At 50.4% G+C, this 14,768-nt stretch carries 14 protein-coding genes; all 14 read right to left on the bottom strand.

The annotated features are described in order from the left end of the window. Window positions 1-231: 231 nt before the first annotated feature. Window positions 232-1,419 (bottom strand): hypothetical protein, encoded by a 1,188-nt coding sequence (locus CD932_RS28130; protein WP_141213209.1) that lies wholly within the window; start codon window positions 1,417-1,419, stop codon window positions 232-234. Beyond that, entirely contained in the window at window positions 1,397-2,746 is a 1,350-nt protein-coding gene (locus CD932_RS08710) for a hypothetical protein (RefSeq protein ID WP_141213210.1), read from the bottom strand. The genes CD932_RS28130 and CD932_RS08710 overlap by 23 nt, the downstream gene beginning before the upstream one ends. 24 nt (window positions 2,747-2,770) lie before the next feature. Next, window positions 2,771-4,318, bottom strand: a complete 1,548-nt coding sequence (locus CD932_RS08715) for an oligosaccharide flippase family protein (protein ID WP_094442292.1) — start codon at window positions 4,316-4,318, stop codon at window positions 2,771-2,773. Further along, window positions 4,245-4,982 carry an SGNH/GDSL hydrolase family protein gene (locus CD932_RS28135; protein WP_141213211.1) on the bottom strand — a complete coding sequence of 246 codons (738 nt, stop codon included), beginning with the start codon at window positions 4,980-4,982 and terminating at the stop codon, window positions 4,245-4,247. The genes CD932_RS08715 and CD932_RS28135 overlap by 74 nt, the downstream gene beginning before the upstream one ends. Window positions 4,983-5,024: 42 nt before the next feature. Continuing rightward, window positions 5,025-5,984 carry a Gfo/Idh/MocA family protein gene (locus tag CD932_RS08720; protein ID WP_094442293.1) on the bottom strand — a complete coding sequence of 320 codons (960 nt, stop codon included), beginning with the start codon at window positions 5,982-5,984 and terminating at the stop codon, window positions 5,025-5,027. Window positions 5,985-6,033: 49 nt separating this feature from the next. Next, complete coding sequence (locus CD932_RS08725) at window positions 6,034-6,999, bottom strand: Gfo/Idh/MocA family oxidoreductase (RefSeq protein WP_094442294.1); 966 nt, start codon at window positions 6,997-6,999, stop codon at window positions 6,034-6,036. Between the two features lie 32 nt (window positions 7,000-7,031). Continuing rightward, window positions 7,032-7,808, bottom strand: coding sequence for an oxidoreductase (locus tag CD932_RS08730; protein WP_094442295.1), 777 nt, complete (start codon window positions 7,806-7,808; stop codon window positions 7,032-7,034). After that, entirely contained in the window at window positions 7,805-8,524 is a 720-nt protein-coding gene (locus CD932_RS08735) for an acylneuraminate cytidylyltransferase family protein (protein ID WP_254926525.1), read from the bottom strand. Before CD932_RS08735 ends, CD932_RS08730 begins: the two co-directional genes overlap by 4 nt. Beyond that, window positions 8,509-9,465, bottom strand: a complete 957-nt coding sequence (locus CD932_RS08740) for a Gfo/Idh/MocA family protein (protein WP_254926526.1) — start codon at window positions 9,463-9,465, stop codon at window positions 8,509-8,511. Before CD932_RS08740 ends, CD932_RS08735 begins: the two co-directional genes overlap by 16 nt. Further along, window positions 9,462-10,511 carry a nucleotidyltransferase family protein gene (locus tag CD932_RS08745; protein WP_094442297.1) on the bottom strand — a complete coding sequence of 350 codons (1,050 nt, stop codon included), beginning with the start codon at window positions 10,509-10,511 and terminating at the stop codon, window positions 9,462-9,464. The genes CD932_RS08740 and CD932_RS08745 overlap by 4 nt, the downstream gene beginning before the upstream one ends. Window positions 10,512-10,723: 212 nt before the next feature. Next, complete coding sequence (locus tag CD932_RS08750; protein ID WP_094442298.1) at window positions 10,724-11,374, bottom strand: acetyltransferase; 651 nt, start codon at window positions 11,372-11,374, stop codon at window positions 10,724-10,726. Beyond that, window positions 11,371-12,459 (bottom strand): N-acetylneuraminate synthase, encoded by a 1,089-nt coding sequence (gene neuB / locus CD932_RS08755; RefSeq protein WP_094442299.1) that lies wholly within the window; start codon window positions 12,457-12,459, stop codon window positions 11,371-11,373. Before neuB ends, CD932_RS08750 begins: the two co-directional genes overlap by 4 nt. Then, window positions 12,456-13,616 carry a UDP-N-acetylglucosamine 2-epimerase gene (neuC, locus tag CD932_RS08760; protein WP_094442300.1) on the bottom strand — a complete coding sequence of 387 codons (1,161 nt, stop codon included), beginning with the start codon at window positions 13,614-13,616 and terminating at the stop codon, window positions 12,456-12,458. The genes neuB and neuC overlap by 4 nt, the downstream gene beginning before the upstream one ends. After that, on the bottom strand, window positions 13,613-14,764 hold the full coding sequence (locus CD932_RS08765) for a LegC family aminotransferase (RefSeq protein ID WP_094442301.1): 1,152 nt from the start codon (window positions 14,762-14,764) through the stop codon (window positions 13,613-13,615). Before CD932_RS08765 ends, neuC begins: the two co-directional genes overlap by 4 nt. Between the last annotated feature and the right edge of the window lie 4 nt (window positions 14,765-14,768).

The following is a 14,768-nucleotide window of genomic DNA, read 5'->3' on the forward strand; positions in this document are numbered from 1 at the left end:
TGGCGGATTTGGTCTGATAAGTCTTGCGAGCAAAACAAGTTCCCATTATATAATGAAACGATATTAGGATACGACAATGTGACCCCAAAAGAACAGGAATAGAGTCTAACGCAGAGCTCAGATTAGCTTTCGTAGACCCCTTTTGCCCCAAGTGAGCTGCATTCTGCGGCACTTCAGGGCAGCATCGCCTTGCTCACCGCGCGGCATGCGCGCAACGAACCGCAGACCATCTCAGGTTTGCCCCATGAAATCGACGATGGCGTTCGCAGTTTGCGCGGCGCCACCTTGCGCGACGATCGAGAAAACCTGGGTATTCATGGCACGGTAATCGTACTCCATGAACGAGCCGTAGCTGACAAACACCTTGCAAGCCGGGTATTCAGTTGTATCACAAACATACGAAGCCATGGAAGACAATACCAATTTTTTTTCATCGTACGAATGCGAGGGGTGAAATTTTATAATGATCGGAACATCCACCCTCTTTTTAATGGATGTTATAAGATCAATTTCCTCTTGAATCGATGGAAACGATGAAGCGAGAAAAATAGCTGTGCCTGAGAGTGGATTATCAGTCAATGAAACAGGTGGCGAAAAAATCTGAAATTTTCGAGCCGTATAATATTTTTCAAAATAAGGAACGAATGAGGCATCGCGCACACAAATACATGCAGCTTCACCAAACGGATGGGAAAACACAATAGCCGGATCAAGAAATCCATGCTGGGCAATCAAAAGATTGCTATTGCTGTGAGAAAGCAAATAGGCCCACCGCTGATAGTGATCATCGGTTGCGAACGTGTGCTCCGGATGCGTTTCAGCATAATGTGCCAACATGATCAGCCTGAATGCATCACGCGTGTGCAGTATCATGTCTCGACGCTGTCCTGCCGGGAGCCGTAAAGCGTACCAAAGCAGACGCGTGTGCGCCACGACGCAGCGCAATACGCCTGCAAAGCCGACTTCACTCACCAAGCGAGACAAACGCATCAGATCTGAATCACATGCATCCATACCCTTAGTGTTTACGCTTTTCAAAGCAGCGTCGACCAGAAAAATATTGCCCGGCGTCGTAGGAATCACGTGCACGGCGACTTGGGATGGCCTGCGCTTACGCGGACGACACAGCAGCAAAAAAGAATATACCCATTCAAAGCAGGATAGCACTGGCGTCAACATAACAGCGAGAGCAATAAAGACACCGTACAAGGCGCCAAAACGATTACGCAAGGCCAACTGCTTCATTACTTTGTAATTCGGTACCTGCGCATCTGACACCAGGTTTGTATGCATGCGCCGATACTGCAGATCAAGACAGCGCTCATTTTCCAACGCCATGCGTATACGCTGCCAAAGCGGTGCTTTTGCTCTCATCGACATAGCCGTAACGCGGCTTTCAACTGACTTTAACTTCTGCATTCTGCACCTTTGCCGCGACAGGGCCGACTTTAATCGCCAACCTACAAAAAACATATATCAATAAATACTGAACGACATAAATAAAAACTTCCCAAGGAACCAACGTTCCGCGCATAGTACTAAAAATTCTTTGAAATTCCATAACAAAAATAGGAACCAGATTGTAGTTGCGCTTCAGTACGGCATGACGATACAACATCGAAACGCAGTAGGTATAAACAAGCAATGGAAGCCAGGATAAATAAATCCCATAGTAATTCAAATAAAGTTCAGTATCCAATGGCCATTGCTGCGTCGCATGTTCAAGGTACCATTGGTCCGGAAAAAATTCCTTGGTCAGCATGACACTTATATCGAAATTCGCATCCAAATCAGTTATAAAACCCAGAGTCTGCAAAGGCTTGGTGAAAATCTGAAACACGGTTTGAAGAAGACCTGGGTCACGACTGATCACGATACTGTCATGCAACTGAAACGAATTAAAATAACCAATCAACATTTCAAGAAAAAAGGGGGCTGACGCGTAAAATCCTTCTGTACGAATCAATGTTCCAAGATAGAGCAAGATGAAAAAAGAGAATGAGAATATCGCCAGGTATTTTATACTGAACACCATTCGCATGAAATATGGAGAAAGAAAAATCACCAACAAGAAAATGAAGCGGCTCTTGATACCGGCAATGAATGAAAGCGGCATCATGACCAACAAAGCAGCCACAATTATCCAGCGCTTATTTTTTGAATAATATGTCTTCAAGCCCAGCAAAAACACGGTAATATTGCCAAATACAATCGTTATGACATTCAGCAGTCCATGGCCTTCACGCATCGACAGATAAGTGGCGCTGTAATCATTGATCCATGCAGGAAACCCTGCTGTCACTTGAATGAACCATAGGGCCAAAACCCAAGTCCAGATATAAAGGAGGGTAAGAATGAGTGGCTTGATCACGACCGACCGCGGCGGCGCGCTCACTATGCTCTGAGGTACCTTTGTAAATTGATAAAACGAAAAATATAAAATCAGAAAAGTGAATTCAGCCTGAAATAAAGTCTTTTTTGAAATCAAATCCCAAAAAATCAGTTGCCCCCATGGCAAAACGTATTCCCAATGAATAGCATAGAGAATCAAATTCAAGGTACTGGACAAAATAACGTACAGGCCATAGAATGCAAAAATCATATTATTCGGGTGCAGCACGTGTTGCGGCCTGTACATCATATAGGTGATAGCAATGATGAGAGACAAATATATACTACCCCATGGCATCGTTAGCATCAAGGCATTGAGCAACAGCAACATCATGCAATAATAAGGAAATTTCACGTTATGTTCTTTTCTTCTACAGAATTAATTATGACGCGCGACATCTCGGAGCGACAAAAGGCCAAGAATTTTATCCTTCAGGTGCACGGCAATGAAGATGATGAGAACCACTTTCAAAACATTTTGAAAGACAAGAGGCATAGGCACATAAGTAAAGAATAGCGCAATCAATGAAAATGACAAAATATAAAGCAATTTATCGGCGATTTTAACTGGAAACAAATTGACAACCGAATTCACGACCCAGACACAAAGCAGGCTCATGGTTAAATATGCAATTACGGTCGTTATTGCTGCAACCTTATAACCGAATAACGGCAATAACAGCGCATTTAAGCCGATCTTCAAGGCAGTTGCAAAGATGGCGACGAAGGAAAGAAAGTATGTCTTGTTGACATAAGCAATTAATCTGGCCCATAACTGAAAAATTACGAAGCACAGACCACCAATCGCCACGACAGGAATAATATTCAAGGCAGGTGCATACTTTTCAGGAACCAGGAGAGCAAAAATATTTTCACCAAACAACACCAGTACTGCCGTGGTAAGCAAACCAAGGGCAAAAATCGAGTCTGAATCCCTGATGACTCGCGCATAGTCTTTCTTGTTAATCCCGTCGAAAAATGCGGTATTGAACACATTTAACAACGCCGTCACAATCATGAGCATCAGGATGCCGACATTATAAACGAGACTATACAGACCCGTTTCTTGCTTCCCGAAATAACGATCAATCATCACCCTGTCAAATTGTGAGAGGAGGGTCAAACATAACATGTATGGAATTAAAGGTAGCGAATAATGCATCATGTATTTCACATGACTCATTGAAATCACTAGCCGAATTCGCTCCCTCAATGAGTACATTACTGCAATCAGGAAAACAAGGCTGATCGCGGCATCTGCGTAAAGAACGGCAAAGTATTTATCCTTTTCCATGTAAAATAACAATACAATACTGAGCAAGAGCGTGCCGATCGCTTTGGCCGCGACACCAATGAGCAACGCCCTGCTCGACTGTAAATAAATTGCAATTTGGCTGAATATTGACTCCGCTATCGAACCGAGTACGATGAACAACATCAGAAAAATGATATTTCGATGCAGCGACATCAACTCCTCGAATCTAGCCAGATTGGTGAGTATAATAATGACGAAAACTGAAAATATGCCCCCAATCAATAAAAGCGTAGAGCCAAAAAACTGATCAAAATCTTTTGACTCGGTATAAATATATCGTCCGACGGCAGTGTGCAGATTCAAGGTCATCACGATTCCGAGTATCCACAAGTAGGATGCGGACAGATTCAGAATACCGTAGTCATACACCGACATGTAATGGCTATAGATGAAGATTGAAGCGACCGGAACCAGTTTGCTGGCGACGGCGACACCTATATGATTGATGATATGTTGCAGCGCACGAAAACGATGACGCACGACTACTTTTTTATCTTCAGTGGCGCTTGCAGCGGCAGGGTTAGCACCATGTGACTGTTCAGCTGACATCTGAACTCGCTGCCGGGTGAATTGCCGGGATGTATGTTGATGCTGGACGCTTGTCCACATCATTTGGTTCTTTTAAGGACAACTCCTTGCGGATAATTGCTGCGAGGGATGCGTACATCTTGCGGTGGCCCGCAGCATTCAGGTGATGGTGATCCGACATGATATCGATCGATTTGAACATGGTGGTCTCGATCATTTGCGTTTTACGCAGAACATTGTTATATATCTCAACATTCTGTTGAATTCCCTCAATCTTTGCTTCGTAATCTCCAGTGGCCGGCAAAATACCTATCCAATAAACATTGGGAAAAAGTGATTCGAATTTCTTGATATAGGCAGAGAATCGGTCAACCGAGGTATACGTAATTTTCCGATTCTTGCGTAGCCAGCGGCTATATTTTTTAACCAAGCTCGTCAACAGTCTACCAAGCACTGGCAGACGCGAAACAACATGTTGCTCCATTACCGTCAATGCACGCGGCGCGCAGTCAACGATACCTGACTGAATAAAAACCAAGTCAGCGCGCAAAGTTTCATGAAAATATGCGGTGTGCGTGAAAAGATCGACAATTGTCGCACCACCGCGGCCTTGATGAATAAAATCGCAATCCGGAAATTCATGCTTGAGGTACGCAATATAAGTTTCCTCGTACGATACGAATTCTGGCTCCGCGCGCGGGAATGCCAGGGAATCCGTGATAAACAAAATTTTGTATCTCAAACTCATCAAAAATACTCACAAAACAAAAAAGCCATCGGGGAGTCGTGCTCAGGTCGGAGGGTAACCTGCGATTTTTGTATAAATTTCCCATTTCTCCACCTGCTCCGCGAGCGTGCAGAAACTGGCCAAGTCGTTCACAAGGAATCTGCGCACCTGTTCGTGCAGACCCGGTTTGAATTCCTGATCCAGTGCGTTGTCGATGGGAACCGATTCGATCGCTACCGATCCCTTGCGCATGATTTGCAAGCTTTCCATTGGCCTGAAGATCAGTCGAGAGTTGGCGGTAATGACTTCAACACCCCATCTGCCGGGCGCATCCCAATTGGCTTGATATGAAAACAGAACGCCACAGTCGGTTCTTCCCGCTCCGGAGAAAATCGAGGCCGCCGGATGCCAGTCTAGCCCGCCGCCGGTAAATGCCTGCCATTCAATTGGCGTGCCACCCAGATAAAATGCCAGGTCGATTACATGGGTGGAGTTACCAAGCAACCAGGCCTCTTTCACGCCGTCGGCCTTCGGCAGATTGCGGATAACGTGATTCCACTCGGTGAACTCAAAATGCATCGACTGAACGCCGCCGTCCGCCTCAATGATCTCTTGGGCTTTCAGCGTAGAGGCATATAAACGGCGGTTATAAGCGATGAAAACATCAGCATTTTTTTCAGCCGCCAGCGTTTGAATTTCACGAATTTCAAGGCCAGTCAGTGCGCCTGGCTTTTCCAGTAAAATGCGACGAACACCGTGTCGTAGCAACTGCAGGGTGGACTCGGCGAGCGCTTCGACTCCGACTGCCACGATGGCGCTAGCGGGTACATCAGCGGCCATGCCAAGGTAGGCGCTCAATCCGCCTGTCATTGCCGCAATACCGGTTTTTTCAGTAAAGGCGCTGGCAGATGCCTGCCCACGTCCAATCACCACGACATCGGTGTTTAAAGCAGCGAGAATTTTGGCATAATCGATTGCCATCGGGCCTGCGCCTACCAAAAGTACCTTTTCATTCAAGGTCATAGAATTCACTCAATCAAATAGAATATAAATATGAAAATTTTTCAGAGACTCAGGTGACAGGACAAAAGTCGATTGGCGTGCCATTCCATTGATGAGCATGTGCACCGAGAGCACGTAGCAGTGGCAAGTGATATGCTTGCGACTGCTCAAATGTTGCAAGAGCGCAATCGCCGTCGGTCAAGATCGCCGTTGCCAGTGTTGTCGCAAGCTCACTCAGGAAAGGCAGCGTCACCGACTTCTGTTCCCACGCCTTGCCATCGAAGAAGAAGGCGATCCCGCCAGACTCATCGATCACGCAGGATCTTGTCTCTGATCTGATCGTAACTAGCAATTTTGAGGCCGAGTCTGCGATTGAAGTCACTTCAAACGTTGCATTACCAAAACGACCACGCAGCGAGCCGGTAAACTCCATGAAGTTCTTCCGTTTGCTTTGAATTAACTTTTCGTCCAGATCTGCATGACTGAGTGCCGACGGCAATTCATTGGTCAGCATCGCAAACAAATCCAGGAAGTGGATGCTGTTGCAGCCGAGCCCCCAGTTGCCACCGACAGCTGACAGCGAATGAACAGGATCCGTGCCGAAAAATTCCTGCACCTGCGCATAGAGGGGGAAGGCGCGCCGCGGGCAATTCACCCAGGCACGTACGCCAGCCGCATTCAGCAAGGCATCTGCCTCGGCATATTCATCAATATTCTGGAACAGCACTTTTTCCAGCAGCATGAACTTGACGGTCGTACGCGCCAATAACGCTTTCAGCACTCCCAAGCGGACATCGGCAGTGGTGGCAATAATCACGTAATCCAAACTGGTCGGTAAGGCGTCGATCTCAGTTTCGTACCGCACACTACAAATCGATTCATTCTTTGGCATCTCGTCAAACCGCTGACGGGCCACTTCCAGAGAAGCCGGCATTGGATCGATAACGGTAATTTCGCATTCCTGAGACAATTTCGCCAGGCCTTGCAGATGACGGCTGCCAAGCTGGCCAGCACCAATGATCGCTAATTGTTTCATGTTTTTCTTCGTTGAATTTAAATTGGAGGCAATTACAAGGAGAATCCATCGTCAACCGTCAGATTCTGTCCATTGATATAGGCAGAAGCATCAGACAAAAGAAACACCAGAGTACCGGTGATATCGTCCTTGTTCAGCATTCCCTTGCTCATGCACGAAGCGTTATATTTGTCAAGAAACGCCTGAGGTTGCTGATCAGCAATACCACCAGGACTGATGGCGTTGACGCGAATACCGGTGCCTTTGAGATACTTGGCCATATAGCGAGTCAAATGAACGACACCCGACTTGATGACGGCATATTCGACAGGCATGGTCATCGGTGTGCCCTCGTAGATTTCAAAACGTGGAGCGATGACACCGTATACGGAAGACATGTTGATGATATTGCCATGTCCTTGCTCGCGGAACAGCGCGGCGAATTGCTGCGCTACCAGAAAGTAACCGCCCAGATGCATGCTGACATTGTCACAGAAATCTGCATAATTTACGTCTTCCAGCTTACGGCCGTAAGCGGCATTGCGTGGATACGCATTGTTGACCACAGCATCTATCTTGCCATGTCGTTCGCGCACCGTCTGCATGCAACTGATGATCGAGTCCTTGTTGGTGATGTCCAATGCGGCTGCCGATACGCGTCCGGAATAGTCGCTTGCAAGCTGCGCAGCGACCAGATCGGCGCGATCGAAATCACGATCAGCCACAATGGCCGTTCCGCCGCAGCGTGCAATTGCGGCGCAAAACTGCTGTCCCAACAAGCCGGCACCACCAGTTACCAGTACTACTTTATTCGTCAACGAGATAGTCATTCGAGCTCCTGCGCGGGCTGAGTCATCAGAAACTCCACAAAGCGGAAGTCCAGGTCGGAGTCGATATCAATCGACCGCTCTTCAGGCATGACATACAGTTTCGTGTCATCGTTGAAAAGCGACGGTGACGTGAAAAGGATATCGCGCCGCCATACATAGATCGATGCATTCATGTCGTAACATGCAGGTGCATCCTGGCGTCGTACAAAAGGCTGGGCTGGACGTTTCGAAAGATTCACTTTGCCCTCTGCATCAACTTCAACCAGGTTGAAATAGGGGGAACGTCGTGCTGGCATTGCAGTGATCACATTGCCGGCACCGGTCGTTTCCAACAGCGCTACAGCATTGCGAACATCATCGACAGTCCGAAGCGGCGAGGTAGCGTCGAGGTCGACCAATGTGTCGAACACCTCGCCACGCTGCCGCTCGACCTCCGCCACTGCGTGTTGAATTACCGGCAACTTGGCCGCCGAATCCGTCGCAAGTTCGTCAGGACGCCGTATCAGATAGTTTACTCCGCAAGCTTCTGCTATCGCCAGAATCTCCGCGGAATCGCTGCTGACCGCGATGGCGTCGAACAGGCCGGACTCCTTTGCCTGTGCAATAGTGTGTGCAATCAACGGCTTTCCGTTCATGATACGGACATTTTTCCCGAGAACGCCCTTCGACCCGCCACGGGCGCAAATAGTACAGATACGACTCATTTGATTACCCATTTTCCTTTTTTTGCCGCTTCCATGGCAGCCTCGATTAAACGCAATGTATCCACTCCTTCGCCAAGGGTGCACGCCTTTTCGCTGTTTCCAACCAGCACATCCTTGTGCATGCCTTGATAAGTGAGATTACGCTCGGTCTGGAATGACTCTTCCTCTTTATTGATCATCAACGTTCCTTTGATCAAGTCCGCTTCCAGGGTGCGACTATTTGTGTTGATCGTGATTGAGCGTTTTGCCACACGGTCCAGATAATTCAACTGGACTGATACAGCACGGCAGCGCTGCGTGGTCATCAGCAGGGAAAAAACATCGTCGCTCGAAATTTCCAAGGCGCTGAAGTGTCCACCGAGTGCGGCAACTGAGTTCCATCCTCCCAACATCCACGTCAGATAATCCAACTCATGGCTCAGGTCGCGCAAGACACCACCGCCCCGCTCAGCCATTGCCGAATACGAGCTGCGATAGTCGGAGCCCGGCCGCCAGTCCGGCAGATACTGCCCGACATACGCCTGCACCGAGATAATCTGCTCGCCCTCCAGCTCCGCCTTGAGGCGTGAAATGATCGGATGGAAGCGCAGATTGTAAGCGACATAGGCGGCGCGGAATGTGTTTTCCGGCAGCGGCGCACTATGCATGAACAACGGTTTCTCTACAAGTACGATGCCGTCATAACCGGAATGCGCAAGCTGGCCCAGCGCCGAATAATGCTGGTCGGTCTCGTTAGCTACTACCACATATTGCGGCTGGTGCGCCTTCAATGCCTCGGACAGATTATTGAATGCCAATGGCAGGTCCATGGTGCGACGACTCAAGACCGCGGTCGAACAACCCAGGTCGGTCAACACCTCGGCATGGCGCCGGCCGATGGAGCCATATCCAATAACAAGCGCGCGCGTTGTTTCGCCATTGGAGGTTGCACTCTCGGGAAAGACCAAGCTCACTGGAACACCTCGAAGAAATCGCTATTGGCCCGCTCATAATCAGGCAGATGGCCAATATCGAGCCAGTATCCGTTCACCACATGGCTGCGAGTGGAAAAACGTTTGTCAATGAGCGTCTCAAACAAGGTCGGCATGTCATAAAACTCCCCTGACGGCACTAGATCAAGCACATGGGGAGAAAGGATGCAGGTTCCAGCACTCACAATAAATTGCTGGAGCGGCTTTTCCTCAATGCCTTCAATTTGCCCATTGTTCGAACGCACGACACCGAAAGGCACGCGCATCTCGAAATTGCGCACCGCCATCGTCGCATCAGCTTCGGTTTCCAGATGCCGGTCCAGCATGTGACCATAGTTTTCTTTTGTCAGCAAATCAGCATTGGTGACGATAAATGGCAAGGTCGGACGCTCCGGCAACAGACTCAAGGCGCCAGCCGTTCCCAAACGCTGGTTCTCGTGCAGATATTGAATTTCGACGCCAAAGGAACTCCCATCGCCAAAATGGTCGAGGATCTGCTCGGCTTTAAAGTTAACCGCGATGTAAAAACGGCGAAATCCTTGCTCTGCATAATTACGAACAATCGTCTCGAGCAACGGCCGCGAACCTACCTTGAGCATAGGCTTCGGGGTATTGCGTGTCAATTCTGCCAGGCGGCTCCCTAGTCCGCCAGCCATGATCACCACCCAATTTTCCCGCAACGGCACGCTGAGATAGTCATCGAGAATGTTCAAGCCTGTGACGATGCCATCCTGGTTTACCAGCGGAATCTGATGCACGCCGAGCTGGCGCATTCTGGCCAGCACAGACTGGCGATCCTCGTCATCCCGGGCACATCGTGGGGTCGGGTACATGGCTGTGGTGACGCTGTCGGACAGTACCAGTCCCTTCAGTAAACCGCGCCTCACATCTCCATCGCTCAGGGTGCCGAGCAAGCGTCGCTCCGAATCGACGATCAGCGCGATCTGACATCCAACTTGCTCAATAACTTCCAATGCATGATGTAGTGTGGTTTCAGGACTAATCAGCGTTTTTTCCCAATTTTTCATTTTCCGTTGCTCTCCATACAAGGAAGTGGCTGAAGCAACAGGCCACCCCGAAAGATAAATTTTTAGATATTTTCGAATCAGCGTTGAATTAAACGCCGAACTCGCTCTGTGTAATCATAGGATGCATCAGTTCGTTCACCGATTCGCCTTCGCGCACCATTTTCTTGAGCAGGGCATGGCGAGTTGTTGAACCCTTGAAGTTTTCTGCGAGCTTACGCGTGCGGGCGCAGGCGAGGCTTCGTTCCGAGCAGGACCGCGCCTGCCTCCAGATCACGCACCACGACCGCACCTGCTCCCACTATCGCTCCGGCACCAATTGAAATGCCCTGAATCACCGTAGCGCCGCTGGCAATGAAAACCCGGTCCCCCAGCGTGACGCCGCCGCACAAAATTGCGCCAGGTGCCACATGGACATCGGCACCAATCTGACAATCATGATCTATGCTGGCACGCGTATTGATAATGGTATTGGGCCCAACCCGGCTATCCGGCTGAACAATGGCTCCCGCCATGATCTGAACACCATCCCCCAACTCGGCTGTCGCCGCAACCCAGGCGGCGGGATGAAGCAGCGGCGGAAAATGAAATAACCTGTCCCGGAATCTGGCAAATACCTTGGCGCGCACACCGCTTCCAATCACTTGGCCGATTCCGTTAATCAGTGCGACATCATCCTGACTGAACTGGTTCAGCGCATCATCGCTCCCCAATACAGGAACTCCGCGCCAATGCGTCAATCCGCTCTGAGCCAATGCCGGATCGCACACGCCAGCTACCTTTGAGCCAAGGGCTGTTGCGAGTGCGAGCAACACCTTGGCATGGCCACCGGCACCGAGCATGATCAGAGGCAGCGATGATGTCATTTTTCAATCACATCGCCAGCGCAATAGGACTTGCTGGTAACTTCCCCGACAAGGCCCCACAGGTACGAGGGTGGCAACCCGCGTCCACTACGGGCGGTCGTCAAATCTTCGCGACTGAATACGGCTCCGGCAGCGACATCTCGAGCGGCAACGACTTGCTGTCGCGCGGCAAAGCGGGTGTCCCATTCACTGGCATGCGGTGCTTTGCCGCCGTCGCCCATAGCCGTTTGCAGTGCCCGGATATCGCTGACCATCTGCTTGAGTTCCGCAGGTTCAAGCGATGCGCGATGGTCTGGCCCAGGAAGCGTGCGATCCAGCGTGAAGTGCTTTTCGATGATTTTTGCGCCCCGCGCCACTGCGGCAACGGGAACAAGAATGCCACTGGTATGATCGGAATAACCCACCTCAAGACCGAATGCCGCTGCCATCGTATCCATGGCGCGCAGGTTGACTTCGTTAAGCGGCGTCGGATATTGGGATGTACAGTGCAACAGGCTAACATGACCAAGCAGTTTTTTGCGGTAATCAAGGTTGCTCCAGCCACGCCAGACTTCGGCCATGTCCGAGGGCTCGGCTGCAGCACTCAACGCATGGGCGACAATCGCAAGGCCTTCTTCTACCTCGGACAAGGTTGCCATACCGGTGGAAATGACCAGCGGCTTCCCGGTCCTGGCAAACTGCCAGAGCAGCGGCCCGTTAGTCAGCTCTCCTGAAGGAATTTTGAAGAACGGTATATCCAGTTGTACCAGGAAACTGAGACTATCGAGATCGAATGCGGTCGAAATGAATTCAATGCCGCGCTTGCGGGCATGGGCCTGAAGTTCGAAATGCCACTCATGTGGCAATTCCAGGCTGCGTAACATATCGCGCTGGCTTTCGGAGGTACTTGTATTTCTTTGCTGGTAACCTGCTTTGGCTATGTCTTTCGATGCCAATTTGCTGGCATTGAATGTTTGAAACTTAACAGCGTCGGCGCCAGCATCGGCAGCGACATCGACAAGGGAAAACGCCAGGTCGCGCTGACCATTATGGTTAACGCCAGCCTCCGCAATAATGTAAACGTGGTCGAGCTCGGATCGTGTCATTGTGATGGTGTGTCGTAAAAATGTTTTTGAAAAATTCCCGTGTGCGACTCAAGCACTTCGACAATAGCACCCGCAGCATTACCCTGACCATAGGGATTGATCGTGTTGCTGCAGCAATCAAGGAAGTCCGGTGATAATGCCCGTGCGAGAGCCTGCTCGATTGCAGCGGCGTCGGGCTCGCAGTGGATGACTGACTTGGCTGCCAGCCGGCCCAATTGCCGGACACCGATGTTCACAGTAGGCACATCGAATGCGGGCGCTTCGATGATGCCGCTTGATGAATTGCCTACCACGGCAGCGGCAAACTTCAATACACTGAGATATCGTTTGAAGCCGAGCGAAGGGATAGCGAGCACCCGACCAGGCTGGCGCCGCGCAAATGTCTCGAGCAGCGGAATGATGGCGCGGCCACCATTATCGGCATTCGGATATGTGAGGATGATCTGGTGATCAGGAAATTTGTCGAGCGCGGTCAACAATCCCTCGAAACTTGCGCTCGGCTCTTCCTCGCTCCCGGTAGCAGCATGGTAGGTCACCAGCATGTACGGCGCGCGCAGTGCAAAACCGAGGCTGTCGGAAAGCTCGTCGATGCTGAGAAAAGGACTGCGCAAGAGATGATCAAGACCGATTGCGCCAACATTGAACACCGTGGACGGATTTTCACCCATTTGTATCACACGTTGGGCATATGGGGCGGCAGCGACGAAATGCAGATTGGACATCTTGGTGATGCCATGTCGAATTGCATCATCGTAGGCGCCTTCCGTGATCTCTCCACCATGCAAGTGAGCAACAGGTATCCGCATGATCAAGGCTGCCTGCACAATGGCAAGTGCTTCGAAGCGGTCGCCCAGAACGACCAAAACGTCGGGACGCAGGCGTTCCAAGGCGTCGGCAAAACCGATAGTGCCGAGCCCCATGGATTTCACCACTCCGACCGAGGTATCTGACGAGAGCAACATCTCGACTTTTGCATCGATCACAAAACCGTCCTGCTGAATCAGCTTCCAAGTGTCGCCGAACTCGGGAGAAAGATGCATCGCACTGACGATGACCTGCAGTTCTAGCTTGGCGCTATCTTGTATCTCTTTCATCAGCCAATACAACAAACCATACTCCGCACGCGTCCCGGTAAAAACGGCGACCTTACGGTTCATCGCAGAAACTCCGATAGAACGCTGCTTGGCAGATTCACCACCACAGATTCAAGCCAGGTAGAATTGCTCAAGTCGCCCTTGAGGCAGTGCGAGTAAGTTGGAGATGTATTCATCAACCCCCAGATGGGGCGCGTCATGACACCCTTGCCATTGGTCTCGGCAAGCAAAGCGTCACGGTGTGCGGCGCTTTCACAAATCACGGCATTGAGCCAATAATTCGAGCGGCAGTCGGCAGGCTCCGTAACAAACTGGAGCGCACTGCCCTGAAGAAGGGAGGCATATCTGCCAGCTAGTGCGCGTTTGGCCTCGATAAACTTCTCAAGTTGTTCCAGCTGCGCGCAACCAAGCGCAGCATTCAAATTCGGCAAGCGATAGTTGTAACCGACTTCGTCGTGCACATATTCGTAAGCGTGCGGCTTTTTCGCTGTCGTTGTCAGATGCTTGGCACGTGCGCCAAGTACCTCATTGGTCAGAATCATTCCCCCACCACCGGTGGTGATAATCTTGTTTCCATTAAAACTCAGCATGCCCAAGGCGCCAATGGTGCCCGTGTGCCGGTTCTTGTAAAAACTTCCTAGCGATTCAGCAGCGTCTTCGACCAGTACCAGGTTCCACTGGGTGCACACTTCAACAAGCAGATCCAGCTCAACCGGGTGACCGAAGGTGTGCATTGGTACGCAAGCACGGACAATCCGGTTGTCCGCTTTGGCACGACAAAGCCCATCGGCATCCAGGATAGCATTCTCCGCGAGCCATGACTGCAACGCTGATGGAGACAAGCCAAGGGTATGACGATCGACATCAATAAATACCGGCTCGGCGCCACAATAGGCGATCGCATTACAAGTGGCCACAAAGGTCAGCGCCTGCGTAATTACGAGCTCGCCGCTTTTGACCCCTGCCAGTTGCAGGGCAATATGCAGCGCCGCAGTACCATTGACGGTAGCGACCCCACGCTGACTACCGGTATATTTTGCCATATCCTGCTCAAACCGGTCCACAAATGCGCCCACACTGGACACAAAAGTGGATTCAATGGTCTCCAGGACATATTCCCGCTCACGCCCACTGAAGACCGGTGCGTGCAGCGGAATGAAGTCCTTGGTCTGATACTGATCGCGGATGAATTCGATGAGAGTGTCGAACATAATG

Source organism: Janthinobacterium sp. PC23-8, assembly GCF_002250505.1.
Lineage (GTDB): Bacteria > Pseudomonadota > Gammaproteobacteria > Burkholderiales > Burkholderiaceae_D > Janthinobacterium.